We start from the raw sequence: 20,211 nt of genomic DNA on the forward strand, positions 1-20,211 counted from the left end.
AATAGTTCGGTTAAAAATTGATATTAAATATGAATTGAGAATAATCAAAACATATCAACTTTATCAACGGCAAAATACTAATAAATTAGATTGCTTCCAAAAAATATTTGAGGGAAGGGAATAAAATATCCTTTAATGGTAAAACTTTGTATTATAAATCATATCAGGAGCCGACCGGAGTGAGAGGTCTGTTGCCGTTAAGAACCGCAATAATGTTGTCAGCAGCGAGGTGAGCCATCGCTTTTCTGGTCTCAAATGTGGCACTTCCGAGATGGGGGAGGAGTACAGCATTGTCCAGCAGGAGGAGTTCGGGGTCAATTGCGGGTTCATTTGTGTAGACATCAAATCCTGCTGAATATATTTTATTATTCTTCAAAATTCCAATTAAATGTTTTTCATCCACTACTTCACCTCTGGATGTATTAATGAAAACCGCATCTTTTTTCATCATGTCGAGCAACGGGGCGGAAATTAGTCCTCTGGTTTCCGGATTAAGCGGGATGTGGAGGGAAATGAAATCGGAGGTTCGCATCAGGTTTTCCAAATCTGTGAATTCTCCAGGCATATCAGGTTTCCTGCTCCGGGAATAATAAATCACCCTCATTTTGAACGCAACCGCTATCCGTGCAACTGCCTGTGCAATTCTTCCTGCTCCGACCACTCCCAAGGTTTTCCCGGTAAGACCCGGACCCGTCAGTAATTCCGGTTTCCATCCGGTGAATCGGTTTTCCCTGACCATCATTTCGCCGGCTCTTAGGTTCCTTGAAGCAGCCAGAATGAGGGCGAATGTGATTTCCGCGGTGGCATCAGTCAGAATACCCGGGGTATTTGTTACCACGATATCATGTGCTTTTGCTGAATCCAGATCGATATTGTTGAATCCAACTGCATAGTTTGCAATTATTTTGCAGTTGGTCAAGGAACCGATGACCTCATTGTCTATGTTATCACTAAGAAGGGCTATTAGTCCGTCGCAGTCTTTTGCCATTTGAATTATTTCGTCTTTGGCTAATGAGCGGTTAAACGGATTTTCAGAATATTGAATGTTGTGTTTCTGAAACTTTTCTTCGAGGTTGCCGGGAAGGTGATATGTTGAAAATACTTTCACAGGTGTATCTTTAGGGAATAAATTTATGAATTTGACCATTCAAATTTAATTTATATCATGGTTTTTATTTCAACCAAATTAATGGAGCAAAAATGACGCGTAAATCCGGCTTAATATTTTTGACGGCAGTGGTTACCGTTTTATTCTCATTCGGATTTAAAGTGTATGACAAGGCACCCGATTTCGAGCTGAAAGCCACTGACGGCAAGATGATTAAACTTTCCGATTACAAGGGAAAGATAGTGATCATAGATTTTTGGGCTACCTGGTGCCCTCCCTGCAGAAAAGGGATACCTGATCTGGTTGAATTACAGGAGAAGTACGGAAGGGACCTGGTTATTATCGGGATAAGTCTCGATGACAAAAGAACCATTAAGGATGTGGAACCGTTTGTAACCAAGTATAAAATAAACTATCCTGTGGTTTATGGTGACGAAAAGACAGTCGCTTTGTTTGGGAATATCGAGTCGATACCAACAAGTTTTGTAATTGATCGTGATGGTAATATCGTGAAAACACATGTGGGGCTGATTCCCAAGGCGGAATACGAAAAAGACATTGAAGGATTACTGAAGTAGGTTAAAACCTCTCAGGGGAGGGATTTTTTCAGGCTGAAAAAGTTCTTCCCTTCCTTGTCCCTTTTATAATGTACATCGTGTCCAAGCATTGTAATAATAAACAATCCGAAATGCTCGGGGATTGAAAACCTGTCTTCCGCTTTTGGTGAGGTTCGTTCCCTGTTCTTAAGAGTAAGTTCATGCTCTCCCGTCACTTCACACACCACTTCAAAATCAGCATCGAGATGGAGGATGAAATTTTCGCCCTGGAGTCCCTTGTATGGCGGCTGATGTTTTACGGCTCCCGGAGTGCTGTCTTCCTTTACCGGTTTTATTGTGAATCCGGCTCCTTCAAAAATCATTTCGATACTAAACCAGTTTTCCTCGAATGAAAATTGAAATTCCACCTCCGGGGTGCCGGAATGGTTTATTGCATTGGTGAAAAGTTCGTGGAGAAGGAGCTTGCAGTCTGAAAGGTATTTTGTGTTATCCGCAGATTTCTCAATTCCGGCGAAGGACTCAATAATCCTGATTCCCGTTTCCGAGAAGAAGACTTGATGTTTGGCAGAAGCCGGTAATTTAAGAGATACCTTGCAGGGGTCCATTATTCCAGTGTTTTCTTGAGCTGTGTAAAGTTTTTGAATATTTCGAACAAATTGTAAAGCTTTGTCGACTCGAATGTTGATTCAACTCTTTCCTGTGTCCCAAAAACTTTTATTGTAACATTGTACTTGAGAGATTCCTTATATCCGGCTACAAGTGACCCGATAAAAGAGGAATCGATATAGTCAACTTTGGAAAAATCAATTGCTATTATCGCTCCCGGGTTCATGGTAATCTCCTCGATAAGAAGGTTCCTGAATTCAGGTGCAATCGTTGAAGTGGCGCGCGGGTTATGAATACGGAAAACCTTAATTCCGCTGTGTATCATTATGTCGAAGTTCATTTTGTCAACTCTGTTGAAGAAATAAAAACCATATCCTAAACTTAAGTTGATTTCGTGAACAAATCAAATATAATTGTATCATAAATTAAAAAAGATTAAATTTATTAATTGATTTTCAAGCAAAACTAATTATACTGAATGAAATTGAATATTATTTTAGACGAAAACATAGAAAACGCCCGACAAACATTCGAATATCTCGGACAAACAGAACTTGTACATGGAAGAAAAATCACTTCCGACATTGTCAGGGATGCCGACATTCTGATTGTAAGGTCGATAACGCAGGTAAACAAGGATCTCCTTGATGGGAGCAGGGTTCGGTTTGTAGGGACTGCAACGATAGGAACCGACCATATCGATACCGGATACCTCGCCGAAAAGGGGATTGGATTTTCATCAGCAAAAGGGTGCAATTCAGATGCTGTTGCTGAGTATGTTTTTATTTCGATATTCCGTGCCGCCGTTAGAAAAGGGATTACACTAAAAGGGAAATCAATTGGAATTGTGGGGTGTGGCAACATCGGGAGTCGTGTCGAGAGAATAGCTAAAGCATTCGGATTTGAGACGGTTGTTAATGATCCGCCACTTCAGCGGGAGACGGGAGATCCAAAATTCCGCAGCCTCGAGGAAGCTCTAAGGTGTGACATAATTACTTTTCATACACCACTTAACCGCACGGGAGTTGATCGCACATTTCACCTTCTTGATGAGGGGGGGATGAAACTCCTTAAAAACGATGCGATCGTAATCAACGCTTCAAGAGGAGAGGTGATTGACAACACTGCTTTTGACCTCAAACTTTCGGAGAGTAATGTTACTGCCATTTTGGATGTATGGGAGGGGGAACCTGTTTTTTCACCTTCACTTCTTGCCAAAACTTTCATAGCATCACCCCATGTCGCAGGTTACTCGCTTGAAGGAAAGATAAATGGGACTGTGATTATTCATGATGCCTTGTGCGACTTCCTCGGTTTGGAAAGGCAACTGCCTCCGGCCTTGCCTGTAGTGGAAAACAATGTTGTGGAGTACATGGATACAGGAAGTTTCGAGGAAACTGTCGAGAGGATTCTCTGTTCTTATTATGATCCTGATTTGGATACCACAGCTATGCGTGAAACTGCCAAGCTTCCTGACCTCGAGAGAGGTGCTGCTTTTGACGGACTGAGAAAAAACTACAAACTGAGGCGGGAGTATACAAATTATATCATTAAAGGGGAAATTGTTGACCCGGTGATAAAAGCGGGGCTTCAGTCCCTCAGATACAATTTTACCGGGAGTTAATTCCCTTTTCCGGGTAACTTAAAGTTGACTGTTATATCGGTGTATGCGTTTACTTCTCGACCCTTTAATTTTGCGGGGAGGAATGAGGTATATCGCACAGTGATTGCTGCAGACTCATCGCATCCCAGCCCGAGAGATTTTATCACTTCTGTTTTTTCGACTGCTCCTTCGGTGTTAATCAGGGCACGGATGACAACAGTTCCCTCAAGTCCGTCTTCGAGTGCACGGGAAGGATAGAACAACCTGCTGTAGAATTCCTCTTCACCTCTTAGAAAACGGGCGGGCTCATCATATGAGTCGTAAATCGCGGGATCTCCGGGAGGAATTACAGGTTTGTATTTTTGAAGAAACGCCACTTCCTCTTTGGTAAGTTTTACCGAGGCGAGATCATATTTTTTGTTGTCACTTTCATCTCCGGCAAACTGATTGTCGGGAGAAACGGGGTCTGACTTTTTTATGGCGCCGTTATAAAAATTAAGTGTGGCAACCAGGTTTCCAAGCGAGTCATATTTCTCATATATCCCCGTTCTTCTTCCGTCAACTATCTGAAAAGATTCCATGACGCTTCCGTTGCTGTAATAGTTTTTTACAACTCCTTCAACTCTCCCTGATATATAGGGTATTTCGGAAACAAGATTACCTGCAGGGTCGAAAATCCTGCCGACTCCGTCTCTTACTTTGTTTTTAAGAACAAATATTTCGGAAACAGCACCATTGGGGTGAAAATTTTTTAATGTGTCCTGAGCATTCAGCAATGGTGAAATAGCGGCAATGAAAACCGTCAGGATAAAGAGTTTTTTAGTCGTAATACTTCGATCTCCTGTGGGGTGATTTCATGCACTCTTCACTGCATGAATAATCCATTTCCTTACGGCAGTCTTCGCAGCATACAAAAATCCGGTCGCAGATCAGATTGTGGCAATTGATGTATTTGGAGGTTGGTTTGCCGCAGTGTTCGCACTGTGCAACATGTTTCAACTCCTCCTTGGTATTTACTTCGACAACCCTCCGGTTATCGAACACAAACATGCCGCCTTCCCAGTAGGTATCGGGATATTTGTGGAGGTAACTGACGATTCCGCCATCGAGCTGCCAGACATCCTTAAAACCTTTTTCTACCATAACAGCGGATGCCTTTTCGCATCTGATGCCGCCTGTGCAGTATGTGATGACGGTTTTGTCCTTCAGGTCTTCAATCTGGTCAACGAAACCGGGCCAGTCCCTGAAGTTTTCGATATGGGGTGTCAGAGCGTTTTTGAATCTGCCGATCTTGCTTTCATACCAGTTGCGGGTGTCGATAATTACAAATTCCTTCCCCTCTTCGTAGAATTTCAGGAGCTGTTCAGGAGAGAGTCTCTTGCCACCGAGGCTAAGGTCGATATCCCTTGCCCCCGAGTTGACGAGCTCTTTTCGCACTCTCACGAACATTTTTTCGTGGCAGAGTCCGGTTATCGGATCTTCCTTGAAAATAATCTCGCCAATGAAGGGAAAAGCCTGAAGATACTGCTTGAAAATTTCGATCTTCTTTCTCTCACCTGAAATGGAACCGTTAATTCCTTCATTGGCGAGATAGATTTTCCCCTTAATCTCTTCCTGCAGGCAGAAATTAAGGAGAACCGGCTGAAATTCTTCAGGGTCTTCAATTTTTGTGTATTTGTAAAAAGTAATAACTACACAGCTGTTGTTATCGGACAGAATGGCTTCCTTTTAAAATAGAAAAGCAGTACAAAATAATATACAAACTACTGTGTACTGCCAAAACTCAAAAAAAACTGACTATTTTGCTGAGGTTTCGCCTTGGGCAGTTTCTTTTTTCGCCCTGTTGATGTTCTTCAGGGTAGGTCTGAATTTGCCGTTGGATCCTTTAAAGATCTTTCCTCTTTTTGTTCTTGGGTCGCCTTTGCCCATTATGCACCTTTTTAATTGATAAACAGTCTGCAAAAATACACTTTAATCAGTTAATAATCAAGAGGGAAATAAAAATACGCCTGCCCCGGGCAAGGCAGCATTAAATATTGGATGATAGGAGAGAATCTTACTTAAATTCTGCAACTGTTTACATTTAGTTGTGAATTTCAATCAAGGTTTCTTACGCAGCGTATAGAATTTTACCATTTTTTACAACAGACTCAGCGAAACCACTATTATCATTTTCAAGAGACAGGATTACGGGTTCAATACGGGCATCCACCTCCCAGGCCAGTCGAAATAAAAAAGCATTATCTTCCAAAATGTTCTTGCCTTCGTACTTTTCAAAAACTACAGCAATATCTATGTCACTAAATTCCTTCTGCTCTCCCCTTAAATACGAACCGAATAAAATGACATATTTGGGACTGAAAGATTGTTTTATTTTTAATATGAATCTGTCGATTACTGAGATTGTTTCAGTATCCAATTTGCCAACTCCTCAGTTTTATTTAACAATAAATTACAATGTTCTTTTGTCAGGATTTTTCCAATTTCTTCTTTTTCATGCGAATATCTACCCGCAATGTTAAGAGGCATCAACTCAGATAAAAGTATTTTTTGTTCAATCGTGAGCAAATTCGACAGACCTGAACGGTCACTTAAAATTACCAGATTGTGAGTGAATGGCGGCTCTTCTTGAATTTTAAACCAAAAATGACCCTTAAGAGCCTTTTCAATAATTAGATGGCAAAAAAATCCGACATAAAGATACCTCTTTGACTCAAGCATGGCTTTTGCAGTTTCCAAATCATAGAAAACCATTTCAAACCAATAGTTAACTTTTTTTTTGATCTCTTCGGTCAAGAAATATCCAAAATGAATTGTAAATGAACCTAAACTTAATAAATAAGCGATTAATAAAAAAGCTATGGCACAGAGGAGGGTTGGATATTCACCTGTTTCTCTTGTTTCCGTAGGACAGTTCTTTTGTAGAGTGATCAAGAAGGTTGGGACAGTTTTTCGCCCGTCTATGAATCGAGCCGCATTACATTTTGTCATGGTTTTTCATCATGTTAAGCAGGGTAAAAGAAGAAAACATGTCAGACTGCCGCAGGGAAAAGGAATCCCCTAAACGAACGGCAAAATAAAGTTACGGGCGGTTAAAAAAAGGTGGAATATAAAGCAACCTTTTATGATATTTCGTGGTCAAAAGATCAGAACTTAATAACAAGGAAAATCACATGAAATCTTCAATTAACACAATCAAAAAAACGATCTTTTTACTCCCTCTGTTGGCGGTATCCCTGATCTCATCCTCATGCTCAACCCACTACAGCGACTATGATCACAAGGATGTAGTAGCCAAACTGCTTCTTGAAAAGTCATTTCAGGTTACGGCAGGCGGGAAGCTGGGAGTTGAAGTAGTGGCGGCTGATGTCGAAGTAACCACATGGAACCAGAATGAAGTAAGCGTAAAGATTTACGGTGATGAGGATGCTCTTGACAAGGTGGACATCGCAGTCGAACAGTCAGGTAACACAGTTTCGGTATCCATAGAGAAGAAAAGTTTTTTGAAAAGCCTGAGCAATCTCGATTTAAGGGTTGAAGTGAAAACACCCGCAAGCTACAGTGCTGAAGTGAAGACCAGCGGCGGATTTATCAAATTGAAAGACATGAACGGAAGCTTTGCTCTTAAAACCTCGGGCGGAAACATCGGAGTTGCCAATTCTTCAGGATCACTTGATGCCAGAACAAGTGGCGGTGATGTGAAGCTTGGTAAATTCAAAGGTTCTGCAAAACTTCATACATCAGGTGGAAATGTTCAGGTTAAGGATGTTGAAGGTTCTGTTGAAGCAGGCACTTCGGGTGGAGATGTCGAGATTGATAGTCAGTCAGGCTCCATCGTTGCAAAGACATCAGGCGGAAGCATTCGCCTCAAATATACGGGAGAGAATCAGGGAATTGAATGCTCAACCTCAGGCGGTGACATTGATGTATATGTCCCTGAATCCTTCAAGGCAGATGTGATGCTGAAAACCTCAGGCGGATCGGTAAGTTGCGAACTTCCAGCATCGAATGTAAAGACAGGCAACAGCAGTTTCACAGGCAGCGTAAACGGTGGTGGTGTTCCCCTCATTTGCAAAACCAGCGGTGGATCAATATCGCTGAACAAGCTCAAATAGTTTTCCAAAGAGAACAACCGAATAAAGAGCATGCTGGAGAAATCCGGCATGCTTTTTCCTTTTAAACGGGTTATTCTGATATTCAGAGAAAGAACCCCAATTCTATACTTTGTAGTGATGCAAATTTGATTTATTTTGAACTTTGGTTTTAACAAATTCACGATACAAATAAATGCAGCAAACAAGCGACTTTCTAATTGATCTCGACGACCGGTTAAGGATAAAAAGTGTTGAAACAAAGGGGAAAGAAAGAAGACTTTCTGCATCAGCACTTCACGGAAGAAGTTTCAGGGAAGTTTTTCGTCCTGTTACGAGCGCCGCAGCTTTCGACATAGAATCGATATTAAAAAACGGTTTTGCCGGATCCTTTTTATCGAGGGAAATTCCGGGCAATGGAATGTTCATAAAGATAGTGCCCAAAGAAGAAGGATTCACAGCCTACGGTTTTTTTCTCACCACTTCTGAAAATGAACTCAGTGACCCGGTACTGAAGGACCTGCTTTCGGCTCACACCGATATCGATTTTTTCCTGTGGCAGGACAGCGATCCAATGAATCCCAATGCACCCGTCAGTTTTAATGATCAGGTGGAAAAAATAACAGGCTACACTTCCGTTGAGTTGAATAAAATGCACGGACGGCTCTTCTCGATAATTCACCGGGCAGATGTTACGAATGTTCTACGGGTATTGAATGAAGCGAAAAACAACCATGCCCAGCACAAAGTAAAACTTGAATTCAGACTGGTTACGAAAAGTGAAGAGGTTATTTGGGTATCAGAGCAACGGACCATCACGAGAAACAGCAAGGGTGATCCTGAAAAAGTGTCGGGAATTGTTACCGATATTACAAAGCTCAAGCTCAAGCAGTTCAACCTCGAGGAATCGGAGACAAACCTTAAACGGTTGAACGATTCCAAAGACAGATTTATCAATATACTATCTCACGATCTCAGGGGTCCATATACAAGTATCCTGGGGTTTGCAGAGATCCTTCTGAATGAGCCCGATCTCCCTGAACATGAGAAGATTGAATATCTTACATATATCTATGAGGCATCGGTCAGTCAGTTGCAGTTCATTAACTATCTGCTGGACTGGTCACGACTTAGAACGGGAAAATTAAAACCCGAGAGTCAGAGATTGCCGGCTCATGCACTGATTCATAACTGTGTTTCAAATCTTACGGGAAATGCCATCAGGAAAAATATTGAGATTGTGCTTGATGTGCCTATAGATTTATATGTCCATGCCGATGAGAGACTCGCAGGTCAGGTGATTTCAAATCTCCTGAACAACGCAATTAAATTCTCTTACGAGAACAGTAAAGTGGAGATTACCGCAGGGCTATTCAATACCCGTCAGGTGGAATTTATCGTAAAAGATCACGGTATGGGAATTTCACCTGATGACAAGGCGAAACTCTTCAACCTCGACAAGATTGTTTCGAAAGAGGGTTCGAAAGGGGAAAAAGGGAGCGGCTTTGGCCTGACCCTTGTGAAAGAGATAGTGGAAAAACACGGCGGGGAGATATGGTTTTATTCGGAGGAGGACAGCGGAAGTGAGTTCCACTTCACCCTGCCTGTACCTGCGAACACCATAATGATAGTCGATTCAGAACCGGACGAAGAGAAATCCCTCAGGGAGATGATTCATACGGAATTTAAGGATTACGAACTGGTGAGTGTGGATAACGGCTACGAGGCAGTCGATCTGTTAAAAGAGAGTGCCCCGGCACTGATTATTGCGGGGAAAAACATGCCGCTTATGTCGTGCGAGCAATTTATCGAAGCTGTAAATCCTTCAGACAGCCACTTCAAAACTCCTGTTGTCCTGCTAAGCGATGACGGGAGAGTGGATTCAGATTTCCATTCGGAGCGGGGAGTAAAAGCAATTCTTCAGAGACCAATAGACAAGACCAAACTAACAGAGGCAGTAAAATCAATAATCAACTAACATTGTCAAACCAACAGAGGCAATCAGGCATGAAACAAACCAAACTTTTTTTCTTTTTGCTGGCAGCACTTGTCATTCTCAACGCAGGAAGTTTACAATCCCAGGACTGGAAAAAACTCGTCGAAGAGGGAGATAAACTTGCTACAAAGCAGTTTAAAAACAACGATGCTCTTAAGAAGTTTAAAGAAGCAGACAAACTTTCACCCAACAACTGGGAGATCTATTGGAGACTCAGCAGAACCTATGTTGACATCGGTGAGCACTCCGGCGGAAATTCACAGCTTTCAAACTTTGAAACCGCTGAGAGCTATGCCTCGAAAGCGATAAAACTTGCTCCGGACAAATCTGTCAACTACCTCAGACGGGCTATTGCAAACGGCAGAATTGCACTCTTTAAAAATGTGTTCAGCGCAGCAGGAATAGTTAATTCGGTAAAAGCTGATGTGGAAAAAGCTCTTCAGCTCGGTAACGGCGGATCAGAGATTCAGGCCACAGCGAATTATGTTCTGGGCAGAACTCACAATAAACTTTGTGAAAAAGCTTATATCTTTAGAGCTCCTCTTGGTCTGGGCTGGGGTGATATTGATGAAGCAATAAAGTATTTGAATAAAGCGATCAAGCTCCGTCCAAATTTCAGAATGTTCCATCTTGAGATAGCAAAAGCATATATTGAAGATGATCAGTATGACAAAGCCCGCACACATTTGAATAAAATAGCGGGGATTCCTTTCCTTGATGAAGATGATGCGACAGTTCTCGCAGAGGCAAAAAACCTGCTTAATGAGATCAAAGGAAAATAACTTTCAGGTATGAAGTTTTACGGGAGAACAAAACTTTAATGTCTTATGATATAGTAATACCGAAGGAGTTGATAAACAGACTGGCTGATTCGAGGAAAGTGGTTTTTTTTACAGGTTCGGGTGTCAGTGCCGAAAGTGGTATCCCCACATTTCGCGGTGATGATGGCTTGTGGAAAAAATTCAGTGCCCAGGAACTGGCAAATTTCGACTCTTTCATGAAGAATCCGGAGTTGGTGTGGGAATGGTACCAGTACAGGCGCCGAATAATTAATGAAGCCCGGCCCAACTCCGGTCATCGTGCAATCAAAGATTTTGAGAAATATTTCGATGTCACCGTTGTCACCCAGAATGTGGATAATCTTCACCAGAGAGCGGGAAGTTCCCGCGTGCATGAGCTGCACGGCAACATCACCCGCAATAAATGCACCCTCTGCGGCAAAAGATATGACACCGAAATCGATTTGAACGACAATAAACCGCCAAGATGCGACTGTGGAGCGCTCATCAGACCCGATGTGGTGTGGTTTGGAGAAAACCTCCCCGGTGGTGTCTATGAGATGGCTGAGGAAGACTGTGAATCGTGTGATGTGATGATAGTCGTGGGAACCTCGGGTGTGGTATATCCTGCCGCACTTCTCCCCTCTGCTGCCCTTTCATCGGGAGCAATGGTGGTCGATATCAACATTGACGAATCGGACCATCACCAGGGAAGACGACTTTTTATCAACGGCAGATCGGGTGATGTGTTACCGGCAATATTCGACGAAGTGAAAAGACTGAAAGAATATTGAAAAAGGATAAAACAAAATTTGTTTGTGCCTCCTGCGGTTACGAGAGCATCAGGTGGCTTGGGAAGTGTCCCGAGTGCGATTCGTGGAACAGTTTCAGTGAGGAACTCGTTGTAAAAGAGGAGCCGAAAGGGAAAAGGCCCTTTTCTGGTTCGTTGAACATGAGCAAACTTGAAAAGATAGAATCCTCTTCAATTGCCCGTTTCTCTTCCGGTATTGGTGAACTTGACCGGACACTCGGCGGTGGATTTGTGCCCGGTTCGGTGATCCTTCTTGGTGGTGAACCGGGAATAGGGAAGTCGACCATCCTGCTTCAGTCGCTTGCACTTCTTGCAAAACCCTCATTGTATGTTACGGGTGAGGAATCGCTCCAGCAGATCAAGATGCGGGCGGAGAGACTGGGTATTCGTTCTGACCTTATCACCATCCTTGCAGAAACCGATGTGAACAAGATTTTGGGTGCCATAAACGACACTTCCCCCTCACTTTTCGTGATCGACTCCATTCAAACCGTCCACAATCCCGAACTTATGAGCTCGCCCGGAACTGTTTCCCAGATCAGGGAATCAGCCTACGCGCTCATGGAAAATGCCAAGACCACGGGAAGAACCGCCGTGATCATTGGTCATGTCACAAAAGAGGGTTCGCTTGCGGGTCCCAAGATACTCGAACATATGGTCGACACCGTTCTGCAGTTTGAGGGAGACAGCAACAATCTCTTCAGGATTATCAGGGCGATCAAAAACAGGTTTGGCAGCTCCAATGAAATCGGCGTTTTTGAAATGCAAGGGAGCGGACTCATGGAGGTTTTGAATCCATCGGGCGTCTTCCTTAACGAAGATAAAACCGTAAATTCAGGGAGTTGCATCACTGCCGTTTTCGAGGGGACGAGGGCTATTCTTACGGAAGTTCAGGCACTTGTGGTTCCTTCCTATTTCGGGAATCCCTCTCGAATCACCAGCGGATTCGACCAGAGAAAACTCTCGATACTTCTCGCAGTCCTCGAAAAGAGAGCGAAAATAAACCTTTCCAACAAAAATGTCTTCATAAATGTTTCGGGTGGCATGCGCATTGACGAACCTGCCTCCGATCTGCCTATATGCCTCAGTGTAATCTCATCAGCTCAGGAGAAGACACTACCCGCAGGAATGATCGTAATCGGGGAAGTCGGTCTCGGAGGGGAAATAAGGGGAGTTTCGCAAATCATTGCCCGTCTAAAGGAAGCGGAAAAACTCGGTTTCACCTCCGCAATCATCCCAAAAGCCAATCTCCCCGAAACCAAAGGGAAAACCGGCGTGAAAATCAAAGCCGTTGCCACGATAGAGGAGGCGGTGGGTTAGAGGAGTTCTTCAGCCTTCCCCAACAAATCTCTTAACAAAGTTTAAAAGCTGGACAAATTTGCAATCGGATTGCAAAATTGTCCGGATATTTCATACAGATAATGGCTGTTTTCTACCCATGTGTCGCCCAGAGGGCTTTTTTGGGTTGGGTGCCGGGGTTCTACTCACATGTCGCTGCAAGGGCTCTGATTTGATTTGTTGTTTATTCTACCCACATATTGCCGCAAATTTTCATTAACATTTTCGGTAGGACAATCGAGGACGATTGTCGCTCCTTTTCCGAGGATGAGGTTTTGTTACAAAATAATATTGTATTCTGAGGATGAGGTTTAGATTAAATAAAACATGAAAAAACCCCGAATTTAGCCCCAAATCAAAGCAAATCAAAAAAAATAATACCTAATACCTAAAACCTAATACCTAAATCGTCAGGTTTTCTGTTTTTTCTTTTTGGCTGCGGGGAAGAGGATATTATTGAGAATCAGGCGGTAGCCCGGGGAGTTTTTGAAGAGGTTGAGGTCGGTCGGAGGATCGGAGACTGCGTGCTGGTAGTCTTCGGGGTCGTGACCGCCGTAGAAGGTGAAGAAACCTCTGCCGAAGGTGCCGTGAAGGTATTTGAGCTGGTCGGTATCTTTTCTTTCACCGAGGACGATGATCGATTTTTTAACACGGTTTCTTCTGAACATGGTGGTTTGTCCCATGAAGCCTTTCACCACATTTGTGTGGCACTGTGTAAGCATTGTGGGAATGGGGTCGTATTTTGCGGAAAACTCAAACAGGGTGAAGTAGTCATTTCCGAAGTCGAGAATCTCGGTTGGCTGAATGTCGATGTCGCTGTACTCGTAAACATAGGGATTTTGTTCGAGAATAAAATCGGTGAATGCGAGTGTGGTGCTGTAGTTGAGTCTAGATTGCGCCTGGGGGTCTGCAGCGTCTCCGTCGAACATTTGAGCGGCGATGTCGGTACCCTCGGCGGAGAGTGCGATATCGTAAGAATCTGTCGCCGAACACATTGCAAAGAGGAACCCGCCTGAAGCCACAAAACTTTTGATTCCCTTCGCCACATCGAGCATCATTTTTGAGACCTTGGCATACCCCAGTCTTTTAGCATCAGCTTCGTATCTTCTTTGATTTTCGATGTACCAGGGAGCATTTGCGTAACTTGCGTAAAATTTTCCGTACTGTCCCGTAAAATCTTCATGGTGGAGGTGGAGCCAGTCATATTTTGAGAGGTCTCCTTTTAGAATTTCCTCATTCCAGAATTTGTCGTAGGGGATACCCGAGTATTCGAGTGCAAGGGTAACGGCATCATCCCACGGGTGGAAGCCGGGTGGAACATATACCGCCACTTTGGGAGCCTTCTCCATTCTGACAACATCCATGTTCTGATCCTCCTGCTGCACAAAAGAGTAAATTTCGACAGCAGCACCGGGATCAAGCACTTCAAAAGCTACACCCTGAAGCCGGCAGTCGAGCAGCACTTCATCTGATTTATCGATCGCAAAAGAACCGCCCCGGTAGTTCAGGAGCCAATCGGCTGTATAGCCTTTGGCGAGGGCACGATAAGTAACTCCATAAGCTTTCAGGTGGTCTGTTTGGGCGAGATCCATGGGGATGAGAATCTTGCTTTGGGGAAGGGCATTCACCCAAAGCAAGATGACAAAAAATAATATGGGGAGAGGCTTTGACATTATCAGGCTGATTTCTTTTCTCTTTCAAGGTAGATTGGTTCTGCGCCATCAAACACGACATCTCGGGTGATGATGCATCTGCCGATTTCCTTTTTCTCGGGGAGATCGAACATAATATCAACCATAAACTCTTCGACAATGGAGCGGAGAGCACGGGCGCCTGTTTTCCGTTCGATTGCTTTTTGAACGATTGCGTCAATAGCGAACGGATCGAACTCAAGTTCCACATCTTCGAGGGCGAAAATCTTTTTATACTGCTTCAAAATGGCATTTTTAGGTTCGAGGAGTATGCTCGACAGAGCCTCTTTACTCAATGAGTGAAGCGGAGCGAGAACGGGGATTCTTCCGATAAGCTCGGGGATAAGTCCGAATCTCAGGAGATCCTCGGGTTTTACCATTCCGATGAGATCATCGTCGGAGAGATGGTCGGTGCTGATGGCGTCTGCACCAAATCCCATTTTGCTCTGATTTATTCTGTTCGAGATAATTTTTTCAATTCCCTCGAAAGCACCGCCTACAATGAAGAGTATGTTCTTGGTGTTTACATAAATAAGGCTCTGTTCGGGGTGTTTTCTTCCGCCTTTTGGGGGGACACCGGCTACAGTTCCTTCGAGAATTTTCAGGAGTGCCTGCTGAACGCCTTCGCCCGACACATCACGGGTAATTGATGAACCTTCGCTTTTGCGGGCAATTTTGTCGATTTCATCGATGTAAACTATGCCGCGCTGTGCTTTTTCAAGATTGTAATCGGAAGCCTGGAGGAGGTGGACAAGAACGGTCTCGACATCATCACCGACATATCCTGCTTCTGTAATGGTTGTGGCATCTGCAATTGCAAAAGGGACATCAAGGATTTTTGAGAGTGTTTTTGCGAGCAGGGTTTTGCCCGTTCCGGTCGGACCGATAAGCATAATATTGCTTTTTTCGATTTCGACATCGCTAAGAGTCATGAATGAATCCATCTGATTCACTCTTTTATAATGGTTATAGACGGCGACGGCGAGAGTTTTTTTGGCTCTTTCCTGTCCGATTACATGTTCACCGAGTGTGTCGAAGATGAATCTCGGAGTGACATCCATCGCTTTTTTTTGTTTTGGTCTTACAGCGCTGATATTTGAGCGGAGGATTTCGACACTGCTTTCGACGCAAACTTCACAAATGTAAACATCGGGACCGGCAATGAGGCTGACTTCGCCTGAGTCTCTTCCGCAGAAAGAGCACCTGGCATTTTTATCTGAAAGTCTTTTGGACATATTTTCTCAGTTGGTTTTAATTGACAAGATAGTTTCCCTGGCTTTATCGTACAAGATGGACTTTGGGAAGTTTATGAGGATTTGTTCATAAGCCGCGATAGCTTTTGGGATATCCTTTTTACCAAAATTATAAATTTCTCCCTGTAAAAATAACGATTTATCCGCATATATGTTCATTGGATCCTTGACAGATTCATTGATAACGGCGATGGCATCATCGTAACGGTCGAGAGAGGCTGCAAGTTCCGCGGTACGAAAAACCGCCACAGACGCAACTATTTTTGAATTAGCGGTTCTTAATCCGGAGAAGATTTTATAGGCATCCTCCAGGTTTCCCTTCATGATTTCCTCTTCCCCTTTAGCGAAAGAGATCAGGGAAAGTGAGTCCGCCATGTTTTTATTCAGCAGAGGGGAGAGTTCGAGGGCATCGTTTGCAAGATTATCCGACGGGACACTCAAAATTTCGGCAAGAAGTGCAGTCGTTGCAGGGATATCGTTTTTGAAAAGATTGCACATCATCAGGTTGAATTTCGCCCTGTTTTTTACATCGGGATCGGTTGTGAAAGAGGTGATTGCCGCGTTGAAAGCGTGTTCAGCCTGTGCAAGTTCACCCTTTCTGAGGGCAATCAGTCCTTTAAATAATCTGCAATTTGCAGTAAACTGGGAATTTGGTCTCTCTTCAATCAGTTTGTCGAAAAACGATTCGGCTTCGTCGTAGTCCTTTAACTTAAACCACAGATAGCCGGTTCTGAAGATGGCTTCGGAGGCGGTTTCCGAATTTTTGAATGTGGAAATTATTTCGCTGTATTTCCCGATTACCTTTTCATATTCACTCTTTGGGGGAAGGATTTCCCTGTCGTAAGGCTTCCATTCGGGATTCAGCTCACGGTATTTCAGATTTAACAGTTCTTCGAGAGCTTTTACAAGATTCAGATTGATGACCGGTTTATCGGGCCTCCCCGGGTATTTTTCGAGGAGTGTCGAATAGGCTGTCACAGCCGAAGGGTAATCGCCCGCATAAAAAGATTCTTCACCGAGTCTGAAGAGGGAGACACCGTTTTCCTTGCCAAAAGATTCAAGCTTGAGAGCGGTTTGGAGCCCTTTTTCGAACAATCTTTGATCGATATAAAGCGAAAAGAGGACACGGAGAGCAGCCTCGCCGGGGTCGTCAACCTTCTCAAAAGCCTTGATATATTCCTTTACGGCATCGGGGTTGTTGGAGGTCGATTTTATTCTGCCTTCAATCTGACCTGCCTGCCCGGGCTCGAGTTGCAGCAATTCGACATATGCTTCGGCGGCTTTGTCGAACTGCATGACATAACCGTAGAGGTAACCGAGGTCGAGAAGGAAATAGATTGGCTTGCCCGACACTTCCTTTCCCTTTTCGAGGAGAGAGATGGCGGTTTCGAAACCCTTCACTTCTATGGCAGAGTAGGCGAGAATTTTTGTGTAATTTATGTCATAACCGGCGTTATTAAGGAATCCGTGCCACAAATCGAGAGCATCTTTTTCCTTTCCCGAAAGAAAGAGTGTTTTCCCCGTGAGATTCACGCCGTTGATGTCACCCGGGGAGCGTTCGTTCCATTTAGCAAGCCAAGTGAGCGACTCGTCAAACTGCTTCAGGCGGTTGCATACTCTGACCACCGACTCGAGTAACATGTAATCCGCAGGATTGGCTTTGTACAGATCAAGATAAATGGTTTTTGCCTTTTCGATCTGGTTCAACTGCTCAAACTGCTGGGCGAGCATAATTTTATTGCCGATATCACCCGGCTGGGCAAAAATCGTTAAAGCAAAAAGGGTTAGAATGATCAGGAGGCGCAAAAGATTCCCGTTAATTATTTGATTCTTTAAATATTAGACAACAAATGAAGCAAAATGGTTTCCTAATCGAGGAAATGGTGAAGTGCTTCAATCAGTTTGTCGAGGTCACCGAGTGTATTATAGCCATTGATCGAAACCCTGATGAATCTTTCACCATTGTGGCTGAACACAGGGATCTCGATATTAAACTCATCATAAAGCTTTTGCTTCAGGTCTTCGGGAGCTGATTTGGGAAGTTTTACCGAAGCCATCTGTTTGATCAGTGAACTGTCGGAGGGATAAATGCTCTCCATTCCCTTAATCTGCTCCATTCTTTCTTTCGTTTCGAGGACCAGTTTGTGGCATTTAAGAGAAATTTGCTCCCAGTCGTGAAACTTCATAAACTTGATTGCGGCAGGAACTGCGAGGAATCCCGAAATGTCGCGGGTGCCCTGGTATTCGAATTCATCGATGAAGCGGGAAGAAGTCGGTGCTTTGTGTGTCATTCCCCAACTTATTACCGAGGGAATAAGAAGGTGCTGCATATCCTTCCTGGCATAGAGGAAAGCGGTTCCCTTGGGAGCCATCATCCACTTATGGCAGTTGCCCGTATAAAAATCGGGATCGATATCGCTGATATTTACCGGGATTTGTCCGGGTGCATGCGCAGCATCGATAACGGTATAAATATTTTTCCCGCGAAGTGCGTCCACAATCTCTATTACCGGAAAAATGAGAGCGGTTGCAGAGGTAATGTGGCTGATGAATACAACTTTTGTTGCGGGCGTTACAGCCGCAAGCATGGCGTCACGAATCTCTGAACTTTTGGATACAGGAAGGGGAATTGTGGCTTTCACGAGCTTCGCACCCGTTTCTTCACATCTGAATTTCCACATCTTTTCGAGGGCACCGTATTCCTGGTCGCTGATCAGCACCTCGTCACCCGGTTTAAGGGGAAGTGACCTTGCGACCGAATTTACTCCGGTTGTAGCATTGGATACATATACGATGTCTTCTTTTTCACATCCCAAATAACCGGCGAGGCAGCCTCTGGCAGAGGAAAGAAGTTCGTCATGCCGTCTGTCCATAAACTCGACAGGTTGTTGTTCGAGCTCGATTTGTCTCGTCTGGTATTCCTTCATCACAGGCATGGGACATGCACCGAAGGAACCATGGTTGAGAAATATGACATTTTCGCGTAAAAAGAAGATGGACTTCATTATTTTTGTTGTTCCTGTATTATTATATTCTGATCCAAACAGCAAAGATACGAAATGGAGATGAAATGCCGGAGTTTTTAGACTTCAGTGTGGCTGACAAAAATCTTTTTTTATACATTGGCATACTGGCTGTTGCAATAATTGCATGGGCAATTCTGCAGGCAATTGCAATAAAAGTGGTGAGCAAACTTGTCAGAAAAACAGCGACAAAGTTTGATGATGTTATACTGAACAAAAAATTTGTTCGGCGGGCAATTTTTATTCTCCCCACGATAGTTGCGAACAGATTTGCCTATCTGCTTGGTGGAGACACAGCCGAAGTAAAAACTTTCCTCTATGTCTGGTATTCCATACTCGCCACGCTGATAGTGTTTTCCGCTATTGATGCACTGATTGAGATCTACGAGAAAAACGAGAATCTGAACAGAAAACCTGTGAAAGGATATCTTCAGATTATCAAGATAGTGATAGGATTTTGGGCATTAGTGGTGATTGCGGGTATTTTCACAGACCAAAGCCCGTGGTCGATACTAACCGGTCTGAGTGCTCTAACTGCCATTCTGATGCTGGTTTTCCGTGATACAATTCTTTCATTTATCGTTAATATCCAGATAAATTCTTACGATCTGGTGGAAAAAGGGGATTGGATAGAAGTGCCGGCATTTGGAGCAGACGGCTCGGTAACCGACATTTCACTCCATACAATCAAGGTTCAAAACGGGGACAATACCATTTCCATAATCCCGACCTACAAACTGATGGAAGTGGGATACAAAAACTGGAGACGGATACAGGAATTGAATGCCCGCCGGATCAAGAGGTCTTTAATAATAGATGTCTCGTCGGTGAGAGCTGTTGATACCGAAATACTCGCTGCTCTTAACGAAAAAGAGGGAATTAAACCCTTTCTCGATGAGTTTTTGATGAGTGACGCATACTTGAGTTCCAAGGATATAGATGTTACCAATCTGATGCTTTTCAGAAACTACATCAGATGGTTCCTAATGCGGCAGGAAAAAATTCGGGGTGATCTGAATGTCTCTGCCAGACTTCTCCAGCCCGTCGAGTCGGGTATTCCTTTAGAGATATATGCCTTCACTTCAGAGACCACATTTCTGAAATATGAAGATTTTCAGGCCCAGATTTTGGAACATATAATAGCTTCGTCACACTATTTTAAGATAGTTCTTTATCAGAAGCAATCAGGGGGTGTTTAGTTTTCAATTTTTTCGTTTTAATAAATCGTGAAAAGATATTAATTTAGTGCGTTAAATAATAAATTTAATAAGCGTCGTATAGCTACCTCGTGCGAACTGCGAGGCATGTGCTGATTTCAATTTTTGTAATCAGTTCTGTATTACTTAATATCTGTC

The 20,211-nt window shown here is 43.6% G+C and carries 20 protein-coding genes; 8 read left to right on the plus strand and 12 right to left on the minus strand.

Features of this window, described 5'->3' with window-relative positions; all coding sequences use genetic code 11:
• Positions 1-163: 163 nt before the first annotated feature.
• A complete protein-coding gene (locus tag J0L60_05130) occupies positions 164-1,147 on the minus strand; it encodes a D-glycerate dehydrogenase (GenBank protein ID MBN8545501.1) in 984 nt (327 codons plus the stop codon).
• Between the two features lie 53 nt (positions 1,148-1,200).
• Here J0L60_05130 and J0L60_05135 point away from each other — a divergent pair, with 53 nt between their 5' ends.
• The gene (locus J0L60_05135) at positions 1,201-1,686 is read left to right on the plus strand and encodes a TlpA family protein disulfide reductase (GenBank protein ID MBN8545502.1); all 486 of its coding nucleotides are present in this window, start codon (positions 1,201-1,203) and stop codon (positions 1,684-1,686) included.
• A gap of 11 nt (positions 1,687-1,697) precedes the next feature.
• On the opposite strand, the gene J0L60_05140 is transcribed toward J0L60_05135, so the two are convergent.
• Positions 1,698-2,270, minus strand: coding sequence for an ATP-binding protein (locus J0L60_05140; GenBank protein MBN8545503.1), 573 nt, complete (start codon positions 2,268-2,270; stop codon positions 1,698-1,700).
• Positions 2,270-2,611 carry an STAS domain-containing protein gene (locus J0L60_05145; protein ID MBN8545504.1) on the minus strand — a complete coding sequence of 114 codons (342 nt, stop codon included), beginning with the start codon at positions 2,609-2,611 and terminating at the stop codon, positions 2,270-2,272. Before J0L60_05145 ends, J0L60_05140 begins: the two co-directional genes overlap by 1 nt.
• A gap of 144 nt (positions 2,612-2,755) precedes the next feature.
• Here J0L60_05145 and J0L60_05150 point away from each other — a divergent pair, with 144 nt between their 5' ends.
• Entirely contained in the window at positions 2,756-3,895 is a 1,140-nt protein-coding gene (locus J0L60_05150) for a 4-phosphoerythronate dehydrogenase (GenBank protein ID MBN8545505.1), read from the plus strand.
• Here the strand turns inward: J0L60_05150 and J0L60_05155 are convergent.
• From J0L60_05155 to J0L60_05175, 5 genes are all read right to left on the minus strand, one after another.
• Entirely contained in the window at positions 3,892-4,650 is a 759-nt protein-coding gene (locus J0L60_05155; GenBank protein MBN8545506.1) for a TonB family protein, read from the minus strand. The two genes, J0L60_05150 and J0L60_05155, sit on opposite strands and share 4 nt — an antisense overlap.
• Before the next feature lie 43 nt (positions 4,651-4,693).
• On the minus strand, positions 4,694-5,593 hold the full coding sequence (locus tag J0L60_05160) for a rhodanese-related sulfurtransferase (GenBank protein MBN8545507.1): 900 nt from the start codon (positions 5,591-5,593) through the stop codon (positions 4,694-4,696).
• Positions 5,594-5,671: 78 nt separating this feature from the next.
• The gene (locus tag J0L60_05165) at positions 5,672-5,803 is read right to left on the minus strand and encodes a 30S ribosomal protein THX (GenBank protein ID MBN8545508.1); all 132 of its coding nucleotides are present in this window, start codon (positions 5,801-5,803) and stop codon (positions 5,672-5,674) included.
• Positions 5,804-5,984: 181 nt separating this feature from the next.
• On the minus strand, positions 5,985-6,293 hold the full coding sequence (locus tag J0L60_05170) for a nucleotidyltransferase domain-containing protein (GenBank protein MBN8545509.1): 309 nt from the start codon (positions 6,291-6,293) through the stop codon (positions 5,985-5,987).
• Positions 6,269-6,658 carry a HEPN domain-containing protein gene (locus J0L60_05175; GenBank protein MBN8545510.1) on the minus strand — a complete coding sequence of 130 codons (390 nt, stop codon included), beginning with the start codon at positions 6,656-6,658 and terminating at the stop codon, positions 6,269-6,271. The genes J0L60_05170 and J0L60_05175 overlap by 25 nt, the downstream gene beginning before the upstream one ends.
• 389 nt (positions 6,659-7,047) lie before the next feature.
• Between J0L60_05175 and J0L60_05180 the strand changes: the two genes are divergently transcribed.
• The 5 genes from J0L60_05180 to radA all read left to right on the plus strand — a co-directional run bounded on the left by J0L60_05180 (position 7,048) and on the right by radA (position 12,871).
• Positions 7,048-7,989 carry a DUF4097 family beta strand repeat protein gene (locus tag J0L60_05180; protein ID MBN8545511.1) on the plus strand — a complete coding sequence of 314 codons (942 nt, stop codon included), beginning with the start codon at positions 7,048-7,050 and terminating at the stop codon, positions 7,987-7,989.
• Between the two features lie 172 nt (positions 7,990-8,161).
• The gene (locus J0L60_05185; protein MBN8545512.1) at positions 8,162-9,943 is read left to right on the plus strand and encodes a PAS domain-containing protein; all 1,782 of its coding nucleotides are present in this window, start codon (positions 8,162-8,164) and stop codon (positions 9,941-9,943) included.
• Between the two features lie 29 nt (positions 9,944-9,972).
• Positions 9,973-10,743 (plus strand): tetratricopeptide repeat protein, encoded by a 771-nt coding sequence (locus J0L60_05190; GenBank protein MBN8545513.1) that lies wholly within the window; start codon positions 9,973-9,975, stop codon positions 10,741-10,743.
• Positions 10,744-10,781: 38 nt separating this feature from the next.
• Positions 10,782-11,534, plus strand: coding sequence for an NAD-dependent deacylase (locus tag J0L60_05195; protein ID MBN8545514.1), 753 nt, complete (start codon positions 10,782-10,784; stop codon positions 11,532-11,534).
• Positions 11,531-12,871, plus strand: a complete 1,341-nt coding sequence (radA, locus tag J0L60_05200; GenBank protein MBN8545515.1) for a DNA repair protein RadA — start codon at positions 11,531-11,533, stop codon at positions 12,869-12,871. Before J0L60_05195 ends, radA begins: the two co-directional genes overlap by 4 nt.
• 428 nt (positions 12,872-13,299) lie before the next feature.
• Here radA and J0L60_05205 read toward each other — a convergent pair whose 3' ends face one another.
• The 4 genes from J0L60_05205 to J0L60_05220 all read right to left on the minus strand — a co-directional run bounded on the left by J0L60_05205 (position 13,300) and on the right by J0L60_05220 (position 18,838).
• Positions 13,300-14,562, minus strand: coding sequence for an asparagine synthetase B (locus J0L60_05205; GenBank protein MBN8545516.1), 1,263 nt, complete (start codon positions 14,560-14,562; stop codon positions 13,300-13,302).
• A gap of 2 nt (positions 14,563-14,564) precedes the next feature.
• Entirely contained in the window at positions 14,565-15,815 is a 1,251-nt protein-coding gene (gene clpX, locus J0L60_05210) for an ATP-dependent Clp protease ATP-binding subunit ClpX (protein MBN8545517.1), read from the minus strand.
• Positions 15,816-15,821: 6 nt separating this feature from the next.
• The gene (locus tag J0L60_05215; GenBank protein MBN8545518.1) at positions 15,822-17,639 is read right to left on the minus strand and encodes a tetratricopeptide repeat protein; all 1,818 of its coding nucleotides are present in this window, start codon (positions 17,637-17,639) and stop codon (positions 15,822-15,824) included.
• A gap of 62 nt (positions 17,640-17,701) precedes the next feature.
• Positions 17,702-18,838, minus strand: coding sequence for an aminotransferase class V-fold PLP-dependent enzyme (locus J0L60_05220; GenBank protein MBN8545519.1), 1,137 nt, complete (start codon positions 18,836-18,838; stop codon positions 17,702-17,704).
• 65 nt (positions 18,839-18,903) lie between these two features.
• On the opposite strand from J0L60_05220, the gene J0L60_05225 reads away from it, so the two are divergent.
• Positions 18,904-20,055: a mechanosensitive ion channel gene (locus J0L60_05225; GenBank protein ID MBN8545520.1), complete on the plus strand. Its 1,152-nt coding sequence runs from the start codon at positions 18,904-18,906 to the stop codon at positions 20,053-20,055.
• The last annotated feature ends 156 nt before the right edge of the window (positions 20,056-20,211 follow it).

This window comes from Ignavibacteria bacterium (genome assembly GCA_017302895.1).
Lineage (GTDB): Bacteria > Bacteroidota > Ignavibacteria > Ignavibacteriales > Ignavibacteriaceae > UTCHB3.